Raw genomic sequence first — 22,995 nt, forward strand, 5'->3', positions numbered from 1 at the left:
TCTATTCGTCAGCCATGTCCTGCTGCTGTTGCAGGTACTGCTGGTGTTCCTCTTCGGCGAAGCCGACGCGCTTGGGCCTCTTCTTGCCTTCCTCCTGATGGAGGGTGACGTTGAGGCCGAGGGACATGAGTTCCTTGACCAAGACGTTGAAGGACTCAGGGAGCCCGGCTTCAAGGAAGTTGTCGCCCTTGACGATCTTCTCGTACATCTTCACGCGCCCCGTCACGTCGTCCGACTTGACGGTAAGGAATTCCTGCAACAGGTAGGAAGCGCCGTAGGCTTCGAGGGCCCACACTTCCATTTCCCCAAGGCGCTGGCCGCCGAACTGCGCCTTGCCGCCCAGCGGCTGCTGGGTGACGAGGGAGTAGGGGCCGGTGGAGCGGGCGTGGATCTTTTCGTCAACGAGGTGGTGCAGCTTGAGGTAGTACATGACGCCGGTGGTCACGCGGTTCTCCAGCTTCTCACCCGTGCGCCCGTCATAGAGGACGGACTTGCCGTCGTCGTCGAGGCCGGCGCGGGACAGCCAGTTCCAGATTTCCGATTCTTCGGCGCCGTCGAACACCGGGGTGTACGTGATGATGCCGTTGCGCAGCTTCAGGACGGACTTGCGGAATTCCTCGTCGTCCATCGCATCCACTTCGGCGGAGATTTCCGGCGAAGCGAAGATGTCCTTCACCTCGTCGCGCACGGACTGGAGGGCGGTGCCCTTGTCAACCATTTCCGCGAGCTGGCGGCCCAGTTCGCGGGCGGCCCAGCCGAGATGCACTTCCATGATCTGGCCGATGTTCATACGGGAAGGCACGCCGAGGGGGTTCAGCACGATGTCCACGGGGCGACCGTCGGCAAAGAAGGGCATGTCCTCTTCCGGCAGGATGCGGGAGACGACACCCTTGTTCCCGTGGCGGCCGGCCATCTTGTCGCCCACGGACAGCTTGCGCTTGATGGCGATGTGAACCTTGACCATCTTGATCACGCCGGGGGGCAGGTCGTCCCCTTCCGTGACCTTTTCGCGCTTGGAGTCGTAGATCGACTTGATGTATTCGATCTGGTGATCGTACTGCGCCAGCAGTTCGCCGACGTTTTCGTTGACTTCCTTGCTCTGGAACAGATCGGCCAGCTTCTTGATCGGCAGGGCCATGAGCAGCTCTTCGGTCATGGCGGCGCCGGCTTCGGCCAGCACTTCGCCCTTCTTGTCACCGAGGAGGCTTGTGGCGATCTGCTTGCCGCCGACGATGGGGAGCAGGCGCTCACGCATCCGGCGCGTAATGGCGCGGATGTGATCCTGTTCCTTGGCGTCGAGGCGGCTGATTTCATAGTCCTCAATGTTCTTGGTGCGTTCGTCCTTTTCGCCGGAGCGGCGGTTGAACACCTTCACATCGATGACCGTGCCTTCAACTCCCGGCGGAACCTTGAGGGACGTGTTCTTCACGTCGCGGGCCTTGTCGCCGAAGATGGCGCGCAGGAGCTTTTCTTCCGGGGTGAGCTGCGTTTCGCCCTTGGGCGTGATCTTGCCGACGAGGATGTCCTCAGGCTTCACGGGCGCGCCGATGCGGATGATGCCGCTCTCGTCGAGGTTACGCAGCATTTCTTCGCCCACGTTGGGAATGTCGCGGGTGATTTCTTCCGGCCCCAGCTTGGTGTCACGGGCTACGACTTCAAACTCTTCGATGTGGACGGAAGTGTAGATGTCTTCCTTCACCACACGTTCGGAGATGAGGACGGAGTCTTCGTAGTTGTAGCCGCACCACGGCATGAAGGCGATGAGCATGTTCTTGCCGAGGGCGAGCCCGCCGTCATGGATGGCGGGGCCGTCGGCGAGCACGTCGCCCTTCTTCACGATCTGGCCGGGCACGCAGGAGGGCACCTGCCCGAAGCAGGAGTTCTGGTTCGACTTGTGGAACTTCAGCAGATCGTAGGCGCGCACGCCGCCCATATTGGGGTACAGCGCGGGATCGTCATAGGCCACGATGATGCGGTTGGCGTCGGCATAGTGAACCACGCCGGAGCCTTCCGCGAGGATGCACGCGCCGGAGTCGCGGGCCACGTCCACTTCCATGCCGGTGCCCACAAGGGGGCGTTCGGAACGGAGCAGGGGCACGGCCTGACGCTGCATGTTCGAGCCCATGAGCGCGCGGTTGGCGTCGTCGTGTTCGAGGAACGGGATCAGCGCGGCGGAGATGGACACCATCTGGCTCGGCGAAATGTCCATGAGGGTGATTTCCTCACGGGCGGCCATGAGCACGTCGTCGCCCACGCGGGCGGTGACGTAGTCGTCCACAAGACGGCGGTCGGCATCGACGGCGGCGTTGGCCTGCGCAATGACATGGCCCGTTTCGCGGGAAGCGTCGAGGTGCACGAACTCGTCGGTCATGTAGCCGTCGCGGATGACGCGGTACGGCGTCTCGATGAAGCCGTAGTCGTTCACCTTGGCGTAGGTCGTCAGGGAGACGATCAGGCCAATGTTCGGGCCTTCGGGCGTTTCGATGGGGCAGATGCGGCCATAGTGCGACACATGGACGTCTCGGACTTCAAAACCGGCGCGTTCGCGGGTCAGACCGCCGGGGCCCAGAGCGGAAAGGCGGCGCTTGTGCGTGACTTCCGAGAGGGAGTTGGTCTGGTCCATGAACTGCGACAGCTGCGAGGTGCCGAAGAATTCCTTGAGCACGGCGGCCACGGGCTTCGGATTGATCAGGTCGTGGGGCATGAGCGTCGCCACTTCCTGAATGCTCATCCGTTCCTTGATGGCGCGTTCCATGCGCACGAGGCCGATGCGGTACTGGTTTTCCACCAGCTCGCCCACGAGACGCACGCGGCGGTTGCCGAGATGGTCGATGTCGTCGGCGGGGCCGTGGCTGTCCTTCAACTGGACAAGCACCTTGATGGCGTCAAGGATGTCGTCGTCGGCAAGGGTGCGCAGGTCGGCGTGATCGGTCTTGTTGAGGCGCTGGTTGAGCTTGTAGCGGCCCACGGGCGACAGGTCGTAGTAGTCGCCGTTGCGGAACAGGTTGTCGAAGAACGACGCGGCGATTTCCGGGGTCGGCGGGGAGCTCGGACGCAGGCGGCGGTAGATCTCTTCCTGCGCCTTTTCCATGGTGGGCGTCTTGTCCTGCACCAGGGTGTCGCGGATGGAGGAAGAGGTGTCGGTGCCGCGGGTATGCAGCGCGGAAATGGTCGTGAGCCCGGCTTCACGGCACGCATCAAGGAGGCCGGCGGTGATTTCGTCGGCGGCTTCGGCGAGGATTTCACCGGTGGCGTTGTCGACCAGATCTTCGGCAAGGAACAGGCCGAGCGGCGTTTCGGGGGCCACTTCGATCTTTTCGATGCCGGCGGCTTCCATCTGGCGCCACGCGCGCTTGGTGATGGGCTTGCCGGCCTTCACCAGCACGTTGCCCTCCTTGTCGACGATGTCGGCAAAGGCGGGTTCCTTGCGGTGCAGCTCAGGATTGAAGTGCCACGAGACGCGGCCGTCATCCTCAAGCTCGTAGATTTCTTTCTTGTAGAAGCAGTCCAGGATTTCGGTCTTGCTCATGCCCATGGCTTTGAGCAGGATCGTGGCAGGCATCTTGCGGCGGCGGTCGATGCGCACGTAGAGGATATCCTTGTGGTCGAAGTCGAAGTCGAGCCACGAGCCGCGCATGGGGATGACGCGGCAGGAGTAGAGCACCTTGCGGCTGGTATGCGTCTTGCCGCCGTCGTGCTCGAAGATGATGCCGGGGGAACGCTGTAACTGGTTGACGATGACGCGCTCGGTCCCGTTGATGATGAAGGTTCCCTTTTCGGTCATCAGGGGCAGGGTGCCGAAATAGATGTCCTGTTCCTTGATATCGCGGACAGTACGCGCCTCGGTCTCGTCATCGACGTCATAGACGACGAGGCGAACCTTGATGCGTACCGGGGATTCGTAGGTAAGACCTTTGGAGATGCATTCCGCCTGATCGTACTTGGGCTCACCGACTTCGTAGCTGACGAATTCGAGGCTGGCGGTACGGTTGAAGTCTTCGATTGGGAAGACAGAACGGAAGACCCCTTCCAGACCTTCATCAGGAAGACGTTCCGTGCGTCCCTCCTGCATGAACTTCCGGTAGGAGTCCACCTGCAGGTTGAGCAGGTGGGGAATCTCCACCTCAACCTTGATCTTGCCAAATTGTTTGGTAAGCTGACCCATCATTTCACCTCTGAGAAGGTTGGTCGGCAAAAGCCGGAGCGAGCCCGGGTTGCGCGCTCTCGGAATCAATCATGTATAAAAAACGCAACAAGGTCGACAACATAGTTACCCTCCAGAAGATCCGGAGGGCTGCTGTCGACTGATGATACCCGCGTTAGTTCAAAAAATTGGAACAGATACCACCTCTGGTTCGTGTCGCGTGAATTCAAAAAGATAAAAAGGAATCGTCACAAAGGCAAGCTTTTTTTCTTGTAAAGCAAAAAATCTTCATTTGGGGCATGGTTTTTGAATAGTGGCAAGGCGGCAAACCAAGGGGAAGAGAGGAAGGAATTCCTTGCCGGGAGCCTGTCCCTCCCTTTCTTCGAGGCTTCTCCGTTCATCCTGTAAGGACTTTGAAACGGGCGACAGGCTGCTTCCGTCTAGTGCTGGAGGCCCAAAGGCGGCATCATGCGGCTCCCTCTTCCTTCCGCTTTGCCGCGAGGAGGCTTTCACCATAGAGGAAAAGGAACGATCTTGGAATAGGTACATGGGGGACAGTTCCAAGATGTGAACGGACGACACCGGGCGGAAAGCGTCCTCCTCCTCCTCATCATCATCCTCATCCTCCTCCTCCTCATCATCATCATCATCATCTTCTTCTTCTTCTTCTTCTTCTTCTTCTTCTTCTTCTTCTTCCCTTTCCCGCGAATGTTCCGGAACGGCCAAAGAGGTACGTAGAGACGGCCCGGTCATCGTTTTTTCCTCGCACTGAGGGGCCGCTTGCTTTCGGAGCCTCCATCGATGCCGTATTCAGAAGACGTTCCGGCGGGGGAGATTGGGGAGCTGCACTCTTGCGATCGGCTTGCAGGCCTGCTTTGCGGAGGTTTGGCCTTCACGGTATGCCGTGAAGGTTACGGGCTGCTCGCATGGGTGCTGTTGATGCTGATGGCAGGGGGGGCTGTTTCTGAGGAAGGAAGGAAGGAAGGAAGGAAGGAAGGAAGGAAGGAAGGAAGGAAGGAAGGAAGGAAGGAAGGAAGGAAGGAAGCTGCGCGCCGAAAGAGGCGGAGTGGGGAGGAGCCTCCGTGGACTGGCGGAAGCGCTGAACAGTGCGCCGGCTTGCCTCTGTTTCTTCAACCGCAACACATGGGATTTCAAGCGCCGGGCCAACCCGTGCAATGCAAAAGGCGGCGAGGGACAAACCCTCACCGCCTTTGAAAGCGCGTATAAAGTGAACTTACTTCACTTCAACTTCAGCGCCGGCTTCAACCAGCTGCTTCTTGGCTTCTTCGGCTTCTTCCTTGGACACGGCTTCCTTCAGGGTGGAGGGAGCGCCGTCAACCTTGTCCTTGGCTTCCTTCAGGCCGAGGCCGGTCAGAGCGCGGACAACCTTGATGACGCCGATCTTGTTGGCGCCGGCGGACTTCAGGATGACGTCGAATTCGGTCTTTTCTTCAACGGGAGCAGCGGCTTCAGCGGGAGCGGCCACCATCATGGCAGCGGCGGGAGCGGCAGCGGACACGCCGAACTTTTCTTCGAGTTCCTTGATGAACTCGGAGAGTTCGAGCACGGTCATGTTAGCGATAAATTCAACAACTTCTTCTTTGGTAACGGCCATGGGATTGCTCCTTTGAGACTTTGGCTTGGGTGTTTAACGGGTTGCCTAGGCAGCCTTTTTCTCTTCGATCGCCTTGAGGGCGTACATGAGAGGACGAACCATGTTGGCGAACAGGGAGACGAAATTGGTAGGCACGGCGTTCATGGTGCCGAGAACCTGACCAAGGAGTTCCTGCTTTCCGGGCAGCTTGGCGAGGGCGTCCACCTGGGCGGCGGAGAGCACCTTGCCTTCAAGGCTGGCATGGCGAACAGTAAACAGCTTGCTGGTCTTGGCAAATTCGGAAACCGCCTTGGCGACCGCCACCGGATCCTGAGTGGCCAGGGCGATGCCGCAGTTTTCCTTGAACATGTCCTTAACGGAATCATGCATACCATCGGTGAGGGCGATGCGGGCCAACGTGTTCTTGACGACGAGATATTCGCCGCCGCACTCATAGAGTTTCGCACGGAGCCGCGTCAGCTCTTCCACCGTCATCCCCTTGAAATCTGTCACTACCACAAAAGAGGCAGCGTCGGCTTTCGCCTTAATCTGCGCAATCAGGGCAGCTTTTTCAGATCTATTCACGTGAATCTCCTTCACGTTAGGGGTTGCTTGAAGATTTGTCCAAAATCTTCGCAGTGGAAAGCCGAGCCAAAGAAAGCGTCTGAGCAGGCATCATTGAGGGTTTCCCCACCTGCCGTCTTCGACTCGAATTCCCAATCCATTGCCAAAAACGGCCCTGACGAGCCGTTTTTGTTCCCAAAGGGTGTTAGCCTTCGATGAACTTTTTGATCAAGGTCATGTCCACCTTAAAGCCGGGGCCCATAGTGGTGGAAATGGCCATGTTCTTCATGTAGGTGCCCTTGGCCGCGGAAGGCTTCAGGCGGTTCACGGTCTCGACGAGCGCCTTGAGGTTGTCAAGGATCTTTTCGGGGCCGAAGGAAACCTTGCCGAGGGGGGCGTGGAGCACGCCGGCCTTGTCGACCTTGAAGTCAACACGCCCGGCCTTGAGTTCCTTGACGGCGGTGGCGACGTCGAAAGTCACGGTGCCGGTCTTGGCGTTGGGCATCAGACCGCGGGGGCCGAGCACACGGCCGACCTGACCGACGAGGGCCATGACATCGGGGGTGGCGACGGCGGCGTCAAATTCCAGCCAGCCTTCCTTGATTTTCGCGACGAGCTCTTCAGCGCCGGCGATGTCGGCACCGGCGGCACGGGCTTCGGCTTCCTTTTCGCCCTTACAGAATACGGCCACACGAACGGTCTTGCCCAAACCGTGAGGCAGGGAGACGGCGCCGCGAACCATCTGGTCGGAATATTTGGGGTCAACGCCGAGGCCGATGGCCACGTCCACAGTTTCGTCAAACTTGGCGAAAGAAGCGCCGAGGGACTTCTCCACGGCTTCCTCTACAGAGAAGCGCTGGGAGAGGTCGAGGCCTTCTACCGCCTTACGATATTTTTTCCCGAAGGGCATTGCTCTATCCTTTCAAAAGCTGGTCTTCCAACATCTCCTGCCGAATCCTTGATGTAAGGAAGGGCAGTACGACTGACGCGGCGGAGATCCTTACTTGATCTCGATGCCCATGCTGCGGGCGGTACCCATGATGGACTTGACGGCGGCTTCCAAGCCGTTGGCGTTGAGATCGGGGAGCTTCAGCTTGGCGATCTCTTCAACCTGCTGCATGGTGATGCTGCCCACCTTGGTACGGTTGGGTTCGCCCGAACCCTTTTCCACCTTGGCCGCTTTCATCACCAGCACGGCGGCCGGCGGGGTCTTGGTGATAAAGGTGAAGGAACGGTCAGCATAAGCGGTGATGACCACGGGAATGATCATACCCTTCTGTTCCATAGTACGGGCGTTGAACTCCTTGCAGAACTGCATGATGTTCAGGCCGTGCTGACCGAGGGCGGGACCCACCGGCGGCGAAGGGTTCGCAGCGCCAGCGGGAATCTGCAACTTGATTTTGGCAACTTCTTTCTTGGCCATTGTCTTTCAACCTCTATTAATACGGCACATGGGGCCGCAGACTGCAAGCAATCGTTATCCCTTGGAAACCTGAATGAAGTCCAGTTCCACGGGAGTCTGTCTGCCGAAGATGGACACGGACACCCGAAGCTTGCCCTTGTCGTAGTTCACGTCTTCAACAACGCCGTTGAAGCCGCCGAAAGGCCCGTCGATGACGCGCACGTCGTCGCCCCGCTCGAAGCTGAACTTGGGACGGGGTTGTTCCTGGCGGGTTTCCATGAGGGAAAGGATACGGGACGCCTCCTCGTCCTTCATGGGGGCGGGACGATTTTTGCCGCCCACAAATCCCGTCACTTTGGGAATGCTTTGCACGAGGTGCCATGAAAAATCGGTCATGGTCATGCGAAGCATAATGTAACCGGGATAAAACTTACGCGTGGTGGTACGCTTGGCACCGCCTTTACCCAGTTCGATGACCTTTTCGGTCGGAACCACAACCTCGTGGATGAGGCCGTTGTCCTGGGCGTTGCGCATCATTTCCTTGATGGTGGCCTCTACGCGCTGTTCAAAGCCGGAGTAGGTATGCACGATGTACCAGCGGGATTTCCCCGTATCCTGATTCCCCGCGCTCAGCTCGGTCTGAACTGTGGAAGCCGCCAAAATGTCCTGCGCAGTCAATTCTGACTGCGCGGGTTTTGCTTCTGCTTGGGACTGCTGGGCAGACGATTCGACCGCCCCGGAGGACGCGTTGTTTTCTTCGATCATGGGCTTCTCCATTAAGCGGCGAGAATGAAGGAGATGAGTTTGGAGAGCCCGAGATCCACAACGCCGAGGAAGATCGCCATGACAACGACGAAGGCCAACACCACCAGACTGGTCGTACGGGTTTCCTTGACCGTGGGCCAAGTCACCTTGCGAAGCTCAGTCTTGGACAGCTCAAGATAATTCCTGAACGCTTTCGCCTTGGCAACGATGCCTTCGGATTTTTCTTCTTGTGCTGTCGTCGGTTTCTTGGTCATGATACGTTCCTGCAGAAATGAAAATGGCAGGGCAGGAGGGATTCGAACCCCCAACATGCGGTTTTGGAGACCGCCGCTCTAGCCGTTAGAGCTACTGCCCTGCGTTTATGAAGTCACTACCGGGTTTCGCGGTGAACCGTGTGGGCTCTGCACCAGGGGCAGAACTTCTTCAGTTCGACACGTCCGGTCGTGTTCTTCTTGTTCTTGACCGTGGCGTAATTGCGGCGCTTACATTCGGTGCAAGCGAGCAGGATGTTGACGCGCATGGCTTTACTCCACGATTTCGGTCACAACACCGGCGCCGACGGTACGGCCGCCTTCGCGGATGGCGAAGCGGAGGCCCTTTTCCATGGCGATGGGGTGGATGAGCTCGACGTTGAAGGTAGCGTTATCGCCGGGCATAACCATTTCCACGCCTTCTTCAAGGGCGATGACACCGGTGATGTCGGTGGTACGGAAGTAGAACTGAGGACGATAACCGGTGAAGAACGGGGTATGGCGGCCGCCTTCTTCCTTGGACAGAACGTACACTTCAGCCTTGAACTTCTTGTGGGGCGTGATGCTCTTGGGAGCGGCGAGAACCTGGCCGCGTTCCACTTCGTCACGCTTCGTGCCGCGGAGCAGAGCGCCGATGTTGTCGCCGGCTTCGCCCTGATCGAGCAGCTTGCGGAACATTTCAACGCCGGTGCAGGTCGTCTTCACGGTGGGACGGATGCCCACGATTTCAACTTCGTCGCCAACCTTGATGATGCCGCGTTCCACACGACCGGTCACCACGGTGCCGCGGCCGGAGATGGAGAACACGTCTTCGATGGGCATCAGGAAGGGCTTGTCAGTTTCGCGGACAGGATCCGGGAAGTAGGTGTCGCAAGCGTTGAGGAGCTCAAGGATGCACTGGGCGTCGGGAGAATCGGCGCTGTCGCATTCCAGGGCCTTCAGAGCGGAACCGCGGACAACCGGGATGTCGTCGCCGGGGTAGCCGTAGGAGCTCAGCAGTTCACGGACTTCCATTTCGACGAGTTCGAGCAGTTCGGGATCGTCGACGAGGTCGCACTTGTTCATGAACACGACGAGGTGGGGCACACCGACCTGACGGGCGAGCAGGATGTGCTCACGGGTCTGGGGCATGGGGCCGTCGGTGGCGGCGACCACGATGATCGCGCCGTCCATCTGGGCGGCACCGGTGATCATGTTCTTGATGTAGTCGGCGTGGCCGGGGCAGTCCACGTGGGCGTAGTGACGGTTGTCGGTTTCGTATTCGACGTGGGCGGTGGAAATGGTGATGCCACGTTCCTTTTCTTCCGGAGCCTTGTCGATTTCGTCGTACGCGATGAACTTACCGCCCTGCTTCATGGCAGCGACTTTGGTGATGGCGGCAGTCAGAGTGGTCTTGCCGTGGTCGATGTGACCGACAGTACCAATGTTCATATGAGGCTTGGTACGCGTAAATTTTTCCTTACCCATGACGGTCTCCCTTCTTGGTTGCAGAAGATAACGGATTTTATGGGACAGAGCCTGTGGCGTCACAAGACCATCCATCACTGGCCATCAATCTGGCAGCGCTCTGGCATCCCGATACGTTAGGCACGGCAAAATGGGGGGAGGAGGAAAAGGCAGGTGTGGAGCGGGAAACGAGACTCGAACTCGCAACCCTCAGCTTGGAAGGCTGATGCTCTAGCCATTGAGCTATTCCCGCCTGTATGCCGTAGTCCCCTGACAGTTTTTACCTGTCTCCTACAGCCGTGTCAGCTTTTTCATCTGGTGGAGGGGGGAGGATTTGAACCTCCGAAGTCTCACGACGACAGATTTACAGTCTGTTCCCTTTGGCCACTCGGGAACCCCTCCACTTTAGGAAGACAAAAACAGGGCCATTGCAATCTGTTTTTGTCGATGCGCGCGGAATCGCTTCCGCTTGTGCTCCATCCGGCGAACCGGAAGCCTTGCGGCTTTTGCTGGAGCTGGTGATGGGACTCGAACCCGCAACCTGCTGATTACAAATCAGCTGCTCTGCCAGTTGAGCTACACCAGCAACAGGGACTAGCTCTTACACAATCCGTTTGGGTTTGGCAAGCAAAAAATGCCCCTGCCGCAAAAATAATCGGAAAACGGGCTTTGCCCTGTCTGCCGTTATCTAGGCAACCCCACAAATCCGACCAGCGGATTCGGGCGCGGGGCCGTTTCCGAACCCGCGTCCGAATCTATAGGGCGCTTTGCGAATTAAGGCAAGACTTTTATCGTGTATGCCGAGCCGACATTCAGGTATTTTTTGACGATTTCCCTGAGTTGTTCAGGGGTTACCTTTTTACTCTTTTCTATTTGGTCTTTGGTGAAGGAGAGCGGGTAACCCTCCATCGTCAGGGCCGCGGCCTCACCCGAACGGCTGCCGAGGCTTTGCATGTTCCGGTAATAGTCGCCTTCAAGCTGGTTCTTTCCCCGGTTAACATCCTCTTCCGACAGGAGATTCTGGTGCAGATCGTTGATGATCCGCCTGAACCCCTCTTCCGCCTGCGCCATTTTGCCGGGTTCCGTCCCGATGTAGAAGACCATGTATCCGTTTTCCGAGGTCTGGCGGTTGAAGGCGGTCACGGTGTAGCCGAGGCCCTGCTTGTCGCGCAGGTCGCGGAAGAGCGGGCCGCCCATGCCGCCGAGCGACGTTTCGAGCAGATCCAGCGCGGGCGTATCCGGGCTGGTGTTGGGGGCGGTCTTGAAGATCAGCATGAGGTGGGCCTGGCTGCGCCCCGGCATGGGGATGTCGAGTTCCGGCCTTGTGCCCCATGCGGGGACGGGCACGTCCACTTTCCCCTGATCGGGCGCGGGCAGGCCCTTGGCGAACGCCAATACCTGATCGCGGTCGAAATCGCCCGATACGGCGAGCACCCACGGGCGGGCCTTTTGGCGGTCCCAGAAGCTGCGGAGCCGGGCGGCGTCGTATTTCCGCACGTTTTCCGGTTCCCCAAGCTGAAGGTAGCCGTATACGCTGCCGGGAAAGAGGAAGGGCGGCAGCTTCCTGAAGGCGAGCCCAAGCGGTTGGTCTTCGCGGGATTTGATGGCGGCGAGCTGATCCTTGATGCCGCGTGCCGTTTCATCTTCGCTGAACGCGGGGGCGGTGACCACCTCGCCGAGCAGCTCAAACAAATCCTCGTTGAAGCGGGCGGGCGTGGTGAGGTTTACCGAGAAGGTCTTGCGCCCGGACGAAGCCGCAAGCCCCGCCGCGCGATCGGCAAGGAACGCCTGCATTTCGGTGGCGCTGCGCTTCGCCGTGCCCTTGGTCAGCACGTTGGAGGCGAGCGCGGAGAGGCCCTGTTCGGAAGGCTTCAGCAACGCGTCGCCGCCGGAGTAGGTCAGGTTCGCGGAAACGTAGGGCAGGGTCTTGTCCGGGATGAGGACAACGGTACGGCCCTTGCCGAGATCGATGACCTCGGTTTTGCCCGCTTCCGCCGCCTTCGCCGCGGAAGCCTTGGCCCCGGACTTCCATTCCTTGTCGAGGATGGCCTGCATGTCCGGCATCTTGGCGTCCTTGGGCGGCAGGACTACGGTGGTCAGGCGATCGGGCCGCACCCACGTCGCCAGCACCTGCCTGAGCATATTGTTGTCCACGTTGCGGAGGGCTTCGATGGCGTTCCGTTCGCCCTGATCGCCGCCCATGAAGAACTGGAAGTAGCCGATCTTGGAGGCAAGGCCGGACAGCGTTTCCTTGGAGCGGTACAGATCGTCTTCAAGGTTCAGCTTGGCGCGCTCCAACTGTTCGGGGGTGAACGCCGAAGCGTCCAGCGCGGCGAAATCCTTGGTGAGCGAAGTCCAGAAGGGCTCCACCTTGCCCGCGTCAAGCTCCGCCATGACCACGAACGCGCCGATGCGCTCAAAGCCCACGTTGGAAACGCTGATGCTGTCCACAAGCTGGCGCTCGTATTTATAGGTCTTGTAGAAAAGGCTGGTGCGGTCGCCGCCGAGCAGGTAGGCCAGCACGTCCAGCGTGGCGGACTGGTAGCTTGACGAACCGGGCACGGGCAGGGCCGCGGCAAGATACACCTTGTTCCACGGGCCGGGCTGTATCACCAGCGAGGGCCTGCTGCCCGGCAGGGGGAGGCGGTCGGCCTCGTAGGGCATGACTTCGCTGAGCGGGGTGGCGTTTTTATAGGGCGCGAACATCTTTTCCGCTTCGGCGAGCACTTCGGCGGGATCGACGTTGCCCACGACCACGAGCAGCATGTTCTGCGGCTGGTAATACTTGGCGATGTAGTCGCGCAGGTTCTGCGTGGTCAGGGCGCGGATGGTCTTCTCATAGCCGATGATGGGGCGATCGTACGGGGTGCCCTTCAGCGTATTCGCCATCAGGGTCTTGAACATCCGGCTGCCCGGATCGTCCTCGCCGCGCTGGAGTTCGGCGACGATGACGTTCTTTTCGGATTCCAGCTCCTGCGGATCGAGCGTGGGGTGGAAAGCCATGTCGCGGACTACGTCCATGCCGAGCTTCCAGTGGCGGTCGGGCATGTCGGTGATGTACACCGTATAGTCATAGCTCGTGGCCGCGTTCAGGTAGCCTCCCGCGGATTCCACTTCCTGGCTGATGGCGCTTTTGGGGCGGCTGTCCGTGCCCTTGAACACCATATGTTCGAGCACGTGGCTGATGCCCGCCTGATCCGGCGTTTCATACGAGGAACCGGCGTGGACGTAGAGGCGGGTGGAGACGAGGGGGAAGCGGGTGTCTTTCAGGATGAGCACGGACAGCCCGTTGGGCAATTTAGTGACCTGCTCCTCTTTTCCGGAAAGCGGATCGGGGATGGCCGGGACGATGTCGGGAACCCCGGATGACGGCGAAGGGGCGGCGATCGCAGCCCCGGCCGCGACACCCAGAAAGAGGCTCATGAAGGCTCCTGTCAGCAGTTTGAGGCATGAAGGCATGGGGGGAACTCCTTTCCGGCGCACCGCGGGCGGCGCTTCGCGCCCGCCCCGCATGGGGGGCCGCGCATTGCCGGATTGCTTGCATTTCCCCGCAAAGTAAGGCCGGACGGTTGAGAAGGCAAGGCCGCACACCAGTGCAGAATGATTTATCATACGCGTTGAACGCTTGCGGAGTTCGGTTTCCTGCGGCACAATGGGCGGGTAGCGGAAGCCGTACCCCTTAGCTGCCGGAGGGCCTCCTGCCCCGGCAAATCCAATGAGGAGTCTTTAGTGTCCATCATCACTCAAAATGCGGCCCTTCAGGGCCTGCTCGCCGCGCATTTGCCCGCGCTGGCCGAGTACGAGGGATTGACGCCGGAAGCCATCACCTCGGCCATCGAAGCCGGGACAATGGTTCTGCTCGGCAACCCCAACCACGCCAACGTCAAGCCCATTCTCGTCGGGCAGCCGAGCCGGGTGAAGGTCAACGCCAATATCGGAACTTCGCCTTTCCAGAACCACCCCGGCTGCGAAATGCGCAAGCTCGAAGTCGCACGGGAAGCCGGGGCCGATACGGTCATGGATCTGTCCATTGCCGGCGATCTTGTGGCGATCCGCCGGGATATGCTCGCCCGTACTCCCCTGCCCCTCGGCACTGTGCCGCTGTACTCGGTGGCGCAGCGCTATATCGACAAGGATCGCGATCCCGCCGACATCGATCCCGAAGAACTGTTCGCCGAAGTCGAAATGCAGGCGGAGCAGGGCGTGGACTTCATGACCCTGCATTGCGGCCTGACCCGGCGCGGGGCCGAATGGGCCGCCCGCGGCGAGCGCGCGCTCGGCATCGTGTCGCGCGGCGGGTCGATCCTTGCCCGCTGGATGCTCAAGAACGATAAGGAAAACCCACTGCTGACCGGGTATGACCGCCTGCTCGAACTGGCCCGCAAGTACAACGTGACCCTGTCGCTCGGCGACGGCCTGCGCCCCGGCGCGGGATGCGACGCGGGTGACGCCGCCCAGTGGGAAGAAGTCATGACCCTCGGCGCGCTTGCCAAGCGCGGCCTCGAATACGGCGTACAGTGCATGATCGAAGGCCCCGGCCATGTGCCCATGAACGAAGTCGAGGCGCAGATCATCAGCATCAAGAAGATGACCCACGGCGCGCCGCTCTACGTGTTGGGGCCCCTGACCATCGACTCCTCGCCGGGCTACGACCACATCGCCGGGGCCATCGGCGGGGCCATGGCCGTGCGCGTGGGCGTGGACTTCCTGTGCTACCTGACGCCCGCCGAACACCTGACCCTGCCCGACATGGACGACGTGCGGCAGGGCATCATGGCCTCCCGCGTGGCTGCGCAGGCCGGGGAAGTGGCCCTTGGCCGCCCCCACGCCCTCGCCCGCGAAGCCAAGATGGCAAAGGCCCGCATGTCCCTTGACTGGCCCGCCATGCGCGAAGCCGCCATCGATCCCGCTATCCTCGACAAACGCCGCGAACCCCATAAGCACGAGGAAGCCTGCGCCATGTGCGGCAACTTCTGCGCGGTGAAAATGCTTCGGGACGCCAAAAAAATGTAGCCAGCCGGGGAGGGCGTCTTTTTTTGCAGCCTTCCCCCGTTTGAACGCCCTTTAGCCATTGTGAAAGGGGAGGGGATATGCCCCTCCCTTTTTCAATGCCACCGGCACGTCTCCCACCTTTCCCTTTCCCCCTTCCCTCGTATTTCCCGAAGCAAATTTTTTCAGGCCCCACGTTCAAACCATTGCCTATCAGCCAAAAGAGCCGAAAGCGGCAGGCGGTTCCGCCGCAGGGAAAGCTGGAAAAAGGGATTCGATAGGCTGTGTTATAGAAAATAGTTGATGCTTTTTTCCTTGAAACTCCAAAGGGATAACCGGAAAAATGCCTTAGCCGTGGCTCCCGCCAAGGGGAATGCTAGAAAAAAGCTCTGTTTTTCATCGCACTGTGGAGATGAAACAACCGCGTACTCTAACAAAGCCATTCGATAGGGGGGAAAGTCTTAGAAGGGGGAGGGGGAGGGGGAGGCTTGGAGGGGGCGGGGGAAACGTTCTCCAGGACGTTTCCCCCGCCCCCTCCAAAATATTCCAGACGCCCTACCGGGCCGTTTCCCCCAAGGCGCGAAGGCCGCCGAGCATATACGCCAGCATGTCTTCAAGCAGGCCCTCCGCATCGCCTGCGGTGGCGGGAAGCATGAGGGTGCGGAGCTTTTCCGGGAAGAGGATGAGCCCCATGCAGGGGAGGGCGACAAGGGCCGTCGCCCGCTGCACGGCGGGGGAATCCGGCGGAAGGCCCGTGATGTCCCGGATCAGCTCCCGGAGTTTTTGGGATTTCGGGAATACCGCCGTTGTGATGAATTTGGGCACGAAGGGCGAGGGCGAGGCCAGCTCGCGCAGGAAGATCCTGATCCCCCAGAGATCGGAAGCGTTCATGGCGGTACGGATGATGTGCTCCAGAAACACACGGAGCTTTTCTTCCGGCGCAGCCTCGGAAGCGATGATCATGTTTAAATCCTCCAGGCTCAGCATTTGCCGGTGCGCCTCGATCAGCACTTCCTCGTACAGGCCTTCCTTGCCGCCGAAATAGTAGTTCACGGCTGCGCCGTTCGTTCCCGCCCGTTCGCATATTTCCTTGCTGGTGGCTTCGGCGAAGCCCCGTTCGGCAAAAACCTTGCCTGCGGCCTCAAGGACAATGGCCCGCGTTGAGCGGCCGTCGCTCCGCTGCGCGCGTTTGGGGCGCTGAGGGGGATTTGTTTTGTTCATAATGGCTTTTTGTAGGCAAAATCGGCCGACAAGTCAAATTTAAAATTGAAATTTTAATTTGACTTGATATTATCCTTTTCCTATCCTCGTATCTCAGGCAGATTGTTGCAGGCCGTCCGCGGATGGCTTTCCAAAACCCCCGATCCGGGCCGCGGGCTCCCCTTCTCCCGGTTTCCTTCATCCTGATTCTTCATGTCGGAGGCATCCATGTTGAAGCGCATCATTCTGATTCTCGTTGCCCTTGCCTGCGCCGCCGGGGGCATCTGGTGGCTGTACGGCGGGAAGCGGCAGCCTTCGGATCTGCTGACGCTGTACGGCAACGTGGACATCCGGCAGGTGGATGTTGGCTTTCGCGTGGGCGGGCGCGTGGCCGAACTTTTCAAGGAAGAGGGCGACGTGGTGAAAACGGGGGAACGCCTCGCGCGCCTTGATGCCAAGCCGTATGAGGAGGTCTTTGATCAGGCCGCCGCCGAGCTTTCCATGCAGGAAATCGAATTGAGGAAGATGGCTGCGGGGTATCGCACGGAAGACATCGAGCAGGCGCGCGCCACCCTGAACGGGGCGCAGGCCGTGTATGCGAACGCCGCCAGCAACCTGCGGCGCGTGGAGCGGCTGCGGCGGCAGAACGCCGTTTCGCAGCAGTCCCTTGACGAGGCGCGCGCGTCCTATGGCGATGCGCTGGCCCGCCGCAACGCCGCCCGCGAACAGTTGCAGCTTATGGAAAGCGGGTACCGCTCCGAAGACATTGAGCGCCAGAAGGCGGCGGTGGAGGCCGCCCGCGCCGGACTCGCCCGCGCAACGACGGATTTGCAGGATACCGAGCTGTTCGCCCCGCAGGACGGCGTGATCCTGACCCGCGTGCACGAGATCGGCGCGGTGGTGCAGGGCGGGCAGACCGTCTATACCGTGACGCTGAACAATCCCGTGTGGATACGGGCCTATGTCACGCAGCCGAACCTTGGGAACATCCGGCCCGGACAGGAGGTGCTCCTGTCCATCGACGCCACGCCGGACAAAACGTACCGGGGGCACATCGGCTTCATTTCACCGACCGCCGAATTTACGCCGAAGACCGTGGAAACCAAGGAAGTGCGGAATGATCTGGTGTTCCGTTTCCGCGTCATCGCCGACGATCCCGACAACGTGATGCGGCAGGGGATGCCCGTCACCGTGACGCTCCGCAAGGACGGAGGCAGGCCGTGAGCCCTTCGCCGCAGCCTGTGATCCGGCTTCAGGGCGTTTCCAAGGTTTTTCCTGACGTGCCGCCGGGCACGCCTCCCGCGCTTTCCAGCCTGACGGCGGATGTCCCCTCCGGTTTGGTCGTGGGGCTTGTAGGCCCGGACGCCGCTGGCAAGACGACGCTCATGCGCTTGCTGGCCGGGCTGCTCCTGCCGACATCCGGCAGCGTGGAAGTGCTTGGGCGTGCGCCCGGCTCCGATGCCCCCGGAAACCCTGCCCGCCGTTTTCCGCCCGTGCTTGGGCGCGCGCCCGGTTCCGATGGGGAGAGCCGTACGGCTTCAAACCGGCGGGCCGTGTCCGGGAGTGCGCCCCTCCCCGATGCGCCGGGCGAAGCCGTCCGTGATGTCGGGTATATGCCGCAGCGTTTCGGTTTGTATGAAGATCTGTCCGTCATCGACAACCTTAACCTTCATGCCGAGCTGCGCGGGCTTGAGGGCCCGGCGCGTCGGGCCATGTTTGAAAAGCTGCTGGCGTTCACGGCATTGACGCCGTTTACGGATCGGCTGGCGGGAAAGCTTTCCGGCGGCATGAAGCAGAAGCTCGGCCTTGCCTGCGCGCTGTTGACCACGCCCCGCCTGCTGCTGCTCGATGAGCCGGGGGTGGGCGTCGATCCGCTTTCCCGGCGCGAGCTGTGGAAAATGGTGTCCGAGCTCGCCGTGGGCGGCATGTCGGTGCTTTGGTCTACGGCCTATATGGATGAGGCCGAGCGCTGCGCCCATGTGCTGATGCTCGATCAGGGGCGCCTTGTGTATCAGGGGCCGCCCGCCGGGTTTACGGGCCGGGTGGCGAAGCGCGTCTTTTCCTTCGTGCCGCCGTCCGGCGAAGCGCGGGCGATGCTGGCCCGCTGGCAGCAGGAGCCGGATATCCGCGATGCACTCATTCAGGGCAACCGCATCCGGGTGGTGCTCCGTGATCCGCACGGCGGCCCGTTTTCCCGCAACGGCGTTGAGCTGCACCCCGTCGCGCCGCGCCTTGAGGACGCCTACATCGACGCCGTGGGCGGCATGGATCAGCGGCCCTCCCCGTTTTTGCCCGTGAGCGGGAGGGGGGGCGTGGAAGAACCGGGGGAGGGAAGGGGAAACCTTTCTGGAGAAAGGTTATCCCCTTCCCTCCCCCGGACCCCCTCCCTTCCCCTTCCCAAGACTTTCGCACGCGGGCGGGAGGCGGGGGCCCTTTCGGAAGGTGGGGCCGCCTCCCGGCCTTCCGTTGAACCGGCTGGGGCGGGCGGCTCCCATGCCGGGGAGAACGCCAAGCTGAGTAAACCGTCCGTCGCGGGCATCTCCTCAACAGAGTCATCATCTTCTTCGGCCTCTTCGCCTTCGGGGAAGCATGGGGACAGGGATTCGATAAGCGCAAAAGTCTTTGGAAGAGGAGGGATGGGGGTCCGGGGGAAGGGAGGGGAAAGCTTTTCTTCAGAAAAGTTTCCCCTCCCTTCCCCCGGCGATTCCACCCCGCCCCCCGTTCCCGCCGCACAGCCTGTGATCCGCGCCGTGGGCCTGACCAAGAAGTTTGGGACATTCGTCGCGGCGCACGACATCACCTTCGAGGTGCAGCCGGGGCGCATCTTCGGGCTGCTTGGCCCCAACGGGGCGGGGAAGTCCACCACGTTCAGAATGCTGTGCGGCCTGTCACGCCCCACCGAGGGGGAATGCTTCGTCGCGGGCATGAACCTGCTCACCGCGGGCGGGGCCGCACGGGCCAAACTCGGCTATATGGCGCAGAAGTTTTCCCTCTACGGCGAACTGACCGTGCAGCAGAACATGCGCCTCATGGCGGATCTGTACGGGCTGGAGCGGAGCAGGGTGAAGCCGCGTATCGAACAGCTTGTCGAGGCGCTGGATCTGGGGCCGTTCCGGGATGTCCGGGCGTTCAACCTGCCGCTCGGACAGAAGCAGCGCCTTGCCATGGCCTGCGCCACGCTGCACGAGCCGCCCGTGCTGTTCCTTGACGAACCGACATCGGGCGTCGATCCCCGGACGCGCCGGGAATTTTGGAAGCATATCAACGCCATGACCCAGAACGGCGTGGCGGTGCTCGTCACGACCCACTTTATGGAAGAGGCAGAATACTGCGATGAAATCGCGCTGGTGTTTCAGGGCGGGATCATTGCGCGGGGCACGCCCGACGAGCTCAAAGGCAAAGCGCCCGGAGCGGGGGAAAACGGCGGCGCGGCGGACATGACGCTTGAAGAGGCGTTTATTGCCTATATTGAGGACGTGCAGCGTAAGGGAGGTCACGCATGAGCAATGCCGATCCGGGCCGGGCGCGGCCCGCTTTCCAGTGGCTCGCGCAGCTTTTCGCGCTCATGGGCAAGGAGAGCAAGCAGATTATCCGTGATCCGTCCTCCTATCTGGTCGCGGCAATCCTGCCCATGATCTTCCTGCTGCTGTTCGGCTACGGCATCACGCTGGACGCCGGGGTCATGGACATCGTGATCCTCGACGAGAGCAACAGCCGGTCGGGGCTGCAATTGCAGGAAAATTTCGCCCACTCCCCGAACTTCCGCGTCCATGAGGCCCGGTCGCGTTCCGAAGCCGGGCGTATGATGCGCGACAGCGTGATTTCGGGCTTCATCGTCATCCCCTACAACTTTGAGGCGCTGCTTGTGGGCGGGCAGGGCAAGGCGGCTGTCGCCCCCATTCAGGTGATCGTGTCGGGAGGCGAGCCGAACACGGCGAACTTCATACGCGGCTACAGCCAGGGCGTCATCGCCAACTGGCAGCAGACGCGGACGCCCGGCGGGGTTGTCCAGAAGCAGCCCCTTGACGTGGCCCCGCGCTACTGGTTCAACCCGGCGGCGAAGAGCCGCTGGTATCTGGTGCCCGGCTCCATCACCATCGTCATGACGCTTATCGGGACCATGCTCACAGCCTTGGTCATTGCCCGCGAGTACGAACGGGGGACGATGGAAGCCCTTTTCGCCACGCCCGTGACCCGGATGCAGATCCTGCTCGGAAAGCTGATCCCGTATTACTTCCTCGGCATGTTTTCCATGACCATCTGCGCGCTGGCGGGGGTGTTCCTGTTTGAGGTTCCCCTGCGCGGCTCGGTGTTCGCCCTGTTCCTCTTGTCGAGCACCTTCCTCATGCCCGCGCTTGGGCAGGGGCTGCTCATTTCCATCCTCACCAAGCAGCAGCTCCTTGCCGCCCAGACCGGGCTGATCACCGGGTTCCTGCCCGCCGTCATCCTGTCCGGGTTCATCTTTGACATCAACAGTATGCCCGACGCGCTGCAATACCTTACGCTGGCCATCCCCGCGCGGCATTTCAACACGGCGCTTCAGACGGTCTTCCTTGCCGGGGACATCTGGCCTGTGTTCCTTCCGCGCATGGCCTTCATGCTTGGGCTTGGCGCCGCCTTTCTGGTCATTACGTACAGGAAGCTGGTGAAGCGGTTGGATGTGTGAACCTTGGGGAGAGGGCCTCTGAAAAGGAGCCCCTCCAGCCTCTTGCCTTCCTCACAATGCAGGGGCAAGGGGCCGCCGCCTGTTGCTGGGGGACATTCGCCTTTTCGATGATTTTTAAAGGCTCTGTTACAGTATGTGGTTGTTTCATCTCCACGGTGCAGTGAAAATACAGCCTTTTTCTCCGGTTTTCCCCATGGCGGGAGCTACGGCTAAAACACTTTGTTGGTTATCCCTTTGGAACTTCAAAGAAAGCATCAGTCATTTTCTATGATGCAGCCTTTTTAAAAAATTCATTTTGGATAGTTGCCATGCGGCTTTCATTGCAAACGTGAATGTCTCGTTGCCGGAGGTCTATTGTATGCGGTTGGATGTGTGAACCTTGGGGAGAGTGCCTCTGAAAAGGAGCCCCTCCAGCCTCTTGCCTTCCTCTCAATGCAGGGGCAAGGGGCCGCCGTCTGTTGCTGGGGGACATTCGCCTTTTCGATGATTTTTAAAGGCTCTGTTATATATGTGGTTGTTTCATCTCCACAGTGCGGTGAAAATACAGCCTTTTTCTCCGGTTTTCCCCTTGGCGGAATCCACAGCTAAAATATTTTGTTGGTTATCCATTTGGAATTTCAAAGAAAGCATCAACCATTTTCTATGACGCAGCCTTTTTAAAAAATTCATTTTGGATAGTTGCAATGCGGCTTTCATTGCAAACGTGAATGTCTCGTTGCCGGAGGTCTATTGTATGATGCGAACGCTTCGCCGTATCCTTGCGATTGCGCGGAAAGAGCTGTTGGTGCTCATGGGCACGCGGCAGAGCCGGTTCATGGTGCTGATCCCGCCGATCATCCAGATTTTCATCTTTGCGTGGGCGGCCACGATGGAAGTAAAAAACGTGGACGTGGTGGTGATCAATGAAGATTCAGGATACTGGAGCCAGGAGGTCATCAGCCGGCTGCGCGGTTCGCCGACCTTCCGGCACATCACGTTCGAGGACGATTTCAAGAAGGCCGAGGAAGCCATCAACCGTCAGGACGTGCTGGTGGTGATGCACTTCCAGAACGATTTTTCCGCCAAGGTGGAGCGGGGCGTGCCCGCCGAGGTGCAGTTGCTGCTGGACGGTCGGCGATCCAATACAGCCCAGATTTTGACGCAGTATGTCCAGCAGATCGTACAGGGGCTGGCGACGGCGACGCCCGCTTTCGTGCAGGCCAAGCCTTCCCGCGTTGAGGTCGAGGCTCTGAACTGGTTCAACCCGAACCTCGATTTCCGCTGGTTCATCCTGCCGAACCTGATCGGCACGATCAATTTCTTGATGGGAATGATCATTACCGGGCTGACCGTGGCGCGGGAACGGGAGCTCGGCACGTTCGACCAGATGCTTGTCTCGCCCGCGAGCCCGGTGGAGATCGCCTGCGGGAAGCTGATCCCCGGCTGTGTGGTCGGGCTTGTGCACGGGACCATCTTCTTTTTCTCCATAATCGGGTTCTTCGATGTGCCGTTTGTGGGGTCTGTGGCGGTGCTGTACGTGACCATGCTGCTGTTCTCGCTTTCGGTGAGCAGCATCGGGCTTATGGTGTCCTCGTTCGCCTCCACGCAGCAGCAGGCTTTTTTGGGGTGCTTTACCGTGGGCGTGCCGTGCATCCTGCTTTCGGGATTCATGACGCCCGTGAACAACATGCCGATGTTCTTACAGGATCTGAGCCAACTGAACCCGCTGAGGCATTTTATCGTGATCCTTCAGGGGCTGTTCCTCAAGGACATCACCATGAGCGCGGCGCTGGACAGCAGCGCGCGGATCGCCGCGATCACGGCGGTATCCATGCTGTGCGCGATCTGGATGTTTACGCGCAAGGCCTAGGGCCGAGACATTCGCCTTTTTGATGATTTTTCTAAAGAATTCTTTTTGGATTTTAGATGGTTGAAATACGCTTTCCCTTGTAAAGGCGAATGCCTCCCAGGGCCCGGCACGTTGCGTATCGGTTC

18 protein-coding genes and 4 tRNA genes are annotated in these 22,995 nt (G+C 60.2%); 5 read left to right on the plus strand and 17 right to left on the minus strand.

The genetic code is table 11. The features are described 5' to 3' along the window. Position 1: 1 nt before the first annotated feature. From rpoB to AC6I1V_RS10745, 15 genes are all read right to left on the minus strand, one after another. Positions 2–4,165 carry a DNA-directed RNA polymerase subunit beta gene (rpoB, locus tag AC6I1V_RS10675; protein ID WP_486850360.1) on the minus strand — a complete coding sequence of 1,388 codons (4,164 nt, stop codon included), beginning with the start codon at positions 4,163–4,165 and terminating at the stop codon, positions 2–4. A 267-nt stretch (positions 4,166–4,432) separates the two neighbouring features. Next, positions 4,433–4,897: a hypothetical protein gene (locus tag AC6I1V_RS10680; RefSeq protein ID WP_497736987.1), complete on the minus strand. Its 465-nt coding sequence runs from the start codon at positions 4,895–4,897 to the stop codon at positions 4,433–4,435. A 481-nt stretch (positions 4,898–5,378) separates the two neighbouring features. Further along, positions 5,379–5,759, minus strand: a complete 381-nt coding sequence (gene rplL, locus AC6I1V_RS10685; RefSeq protein WP_302551331.1) for a 50S ribosomal protein L7/L12 — start codon at positions 5,757–5,759, stop codon at positions 5,379–5,381. Between the two features lie 45 nt (positions 5,760–5,804). After that, positions 5,805–6,323 (minus strand): 50S ribosomal protein L10, encoded by a 519-nt coding sequence (gene rplJ / locus AC6I1V_RS10690; protein WP_302551330.1) that lies wholly within the window; start codon positions 6,321–6,323, stop codon positions 5,805–5,807. Positions 6,324–6,507: 184 nt separating this feature from the next. Further along, a complete protein-coding gene (gene rplA, locus AC6I1V_RS10695; RefSeq protein ID WP_302551329.1) occupies positions 6,508–7,212 on the minus strand; it encodes a 50S ribosomal protein L1 in 705 nt (234 codons plus the stop codon). A gap of 90 nt (positions 7,213–7,302) precedes the next feature. Next, positions 7,303–7,725 carry a 50S ribosomal protein L11 gene (gene rplK, locus AC6I1V_RS10700; protein WP_302551328.1) on the minus strand — a complete coding sequence of 141 codons (423 nt, stop codon included), beginning with the start codon at positions 7,723–7,725 and terminating at the stop codon, positions 7,303–7,305. A gap of 54 nt (positions 7,726–7,779) precedes the next feature. Next, positions 7,780–8,469: a transcription termination/antitermination protein NusG gene (gene nusG / locus AC6I1V_RS10705; RefSeq protein WP_302551327.1), complete on the minus strand. Its 690-nt coding sequence runs from the start codon at positions 8,467–8,469 to the stop codon at positions 7,780–7,782. Positions 8,470–8,480: 11 nt separating this feature from the next. After that, on the minus strand, positions 8,481–8,723 hold the full coding sequence (gene secE, locus AC6I1V_RS10710) for a preprotein translocase subunit SecE (protein WP_005027873.1): 243 nt from the start codon (positions 8,721–8,723) through the stop codon (positions 8,481–8,483). Positions 8,724–8,747: 24 nt separating this feature from the next. Beyond that, positions 8,748–8,824: transfer RNA gene (locus AC6I1V_RS10715), tRNA-Trp, on the minus strand. Between the two features lie 15 nt (positions 8,825–8,839). After that, positions 8,840–8,989, minus strand: coding sequence for a 50S ribosomal protein L33 (rpmG, locus tag AC6I1V_RS10720; protein WP_302551326.1), 150 nt, complete (start codon positions 8,987–8,989; stop codon positions 8,840–8,842). A 4-nt stretch (positions 8,990–8,993) separates the two neighbouring features. Beyond that, the gene (tuf, locus tag AC6I1V_RS10725) at positions 8,994–10,187 is read right to left on the minus strand and encodes an elongation factor Tu (protein WP_302551325.1); all 1,194 of its coding nucleotides are present in this window, start codon (positions 10,185–10,187) and stop codon (positions 8,994–8,996) included. A gap of 156 nt (positions 10,188–10,343) precedes the next feature. Then, a tRNA-Gly gene (locus AC6I1V_RS10730) sits at positions 10,344–10,419 on the minus strand. 63 nt (positions 10,420–10,482) lie between these two features. Further along, positions 10,483–10,568 (minus strand) — tRNA-Tyr (locus AC6I1V_RS10735). Positions 10,569–10,676: 108 nt separating this feature from the next. After that, positions 10,677–10,752: transfer RNA gene (locus tag AC6I1V_RS10740), tRNA-Thr, on the minus strand. A gap of 188 nt (positions 10,753–10,940) precedes the next feature. Further along, the gene (locus tag AC6I1V_RS10745) at positions 10,941–13,589 is read right to left on the minus strand and encodes a M16 family metallopeptidase (protein WP_308770433.1); all 2,649 of its coding nucleotides are present in this window, start codon (positions 13,587–13,589) and stop codon (positions 10,941–10,943) included. A 306-nt stretch (positions 13,590–13,895) separates the two neighbouring features. Between AC6I1V_RS10745 and thiC the strand changes: the two genes are divergently transcribed. Continuing rightward, positions 13,896–15,179: a phosphomethylpyrimidine synthase ThiC gene (gene thiC, locus AC6I1V_RS10750; RefSeq protein ID WP_308770432.1), complete on the plus strand. Its 1,284-nt coding sequence runs from the start codon at positions 13,896–13,898 to the stop codon at positions 15,177–15,179. Between the two features lie 531 nt (positions 15,180–15,710). On the opposite strand, the gene AC6I1V_RS10755 is transcribed toward thiC, so the two are convergent. Beyond that, entirely contained in the window at positions 15,711–16,376 is a 666-nt protein-coding gene (locus tag AC6I1V_RS10755; RefSeq protein ID WP_308770431.1) for a TetR/AcrR family transcriptional regulator, read from the minus strand. Positions 16,377–16,583: 207 nt separating this feature from the next. Here AC6I1V_RS10755 and hlyD point away from each other — a divergent pair, with 207 nt between their 5' ends. From hlyD to AC6I1V_RS10770, 3 genes are read left to right on the plus strand one after another with little or no spacing between them, the layout of a single operon-like run. Continuing rightward, entirely contained in the window at positions 16,584–17,579 is a 996-nt protein-coding gene (gene hlyD, locus AC6I1V_RS10760; RefSeq protein WP_486853577.1) for a secretion protein HlyD, read from the plus strand. Beyond that, positions 17,576–19,858, plus strand: coding sequence for an ATP-binding cassette domain-containing protein (locus tag AC6I1V_RS10765; RefSeq protein ID WP_497736988.1), 2,283 nt, complete (start codon positions 17,576–17,578; stop codon positions 19,856–19,858). The genes hlyD and AC6I1V_RS10765 overlap by 4 nt, the downstream gene beginning before the upstream one ends. Then, on the plus strand, positions 19,855–21,021 hold the full coding sequence (locus AC6I1V_RS10770) for an ABC transporter permease (RefSeq protein ID WP_302551320.1): 1,167 nt from the start codon (positions 19,855–19,857) through the stop codon (positions 21,019–21,021). The genes AC6I1V_RS10765 and AC6I1V_RS10770 overlap by 4 nt, the downstream gene beginning before the upstream one ends. 519 nt (positions 21,022–21,540) lie before the next feature. Here the strand turns inward: AC6I1V_RS10770 and AC6I1V_RS10775 are convergent. Further along, a complete protein-coding gene (locus tag AC6I1V_RS10775) occupies positions 21,541–21,717 on the minus strand; it encodes a hypothetical protein (protein WP_486854652.1) in 177 nt (58 codons plus the stop codon). A gap of 37 nt (positions 21,718–21,754) precedes the next feature. On the opposite strand from AC6I1V_RS10775, the gene AC6I1V_RS10780 reads away from it, so the two are divergent. Next, positions 21,755–22,870 carry an ABC transporter permease gene (locus AC6I1V_RS10780; RefSeq protein ID WP_486854651.1) on the plus strand — a complete coding sequence of 372 codons (1,116 nt, stop codon included), beginning with the start codon at positions 21,755–21,757 and terminating at the stop codon, positions 22,868–22,870. The last annotated feature ends 125 nt before the right edge of the window (positions 22,871–22,995 follow it).

This window comes from Bilophila sp. T19-St14 (assembly GCF_059728385.1).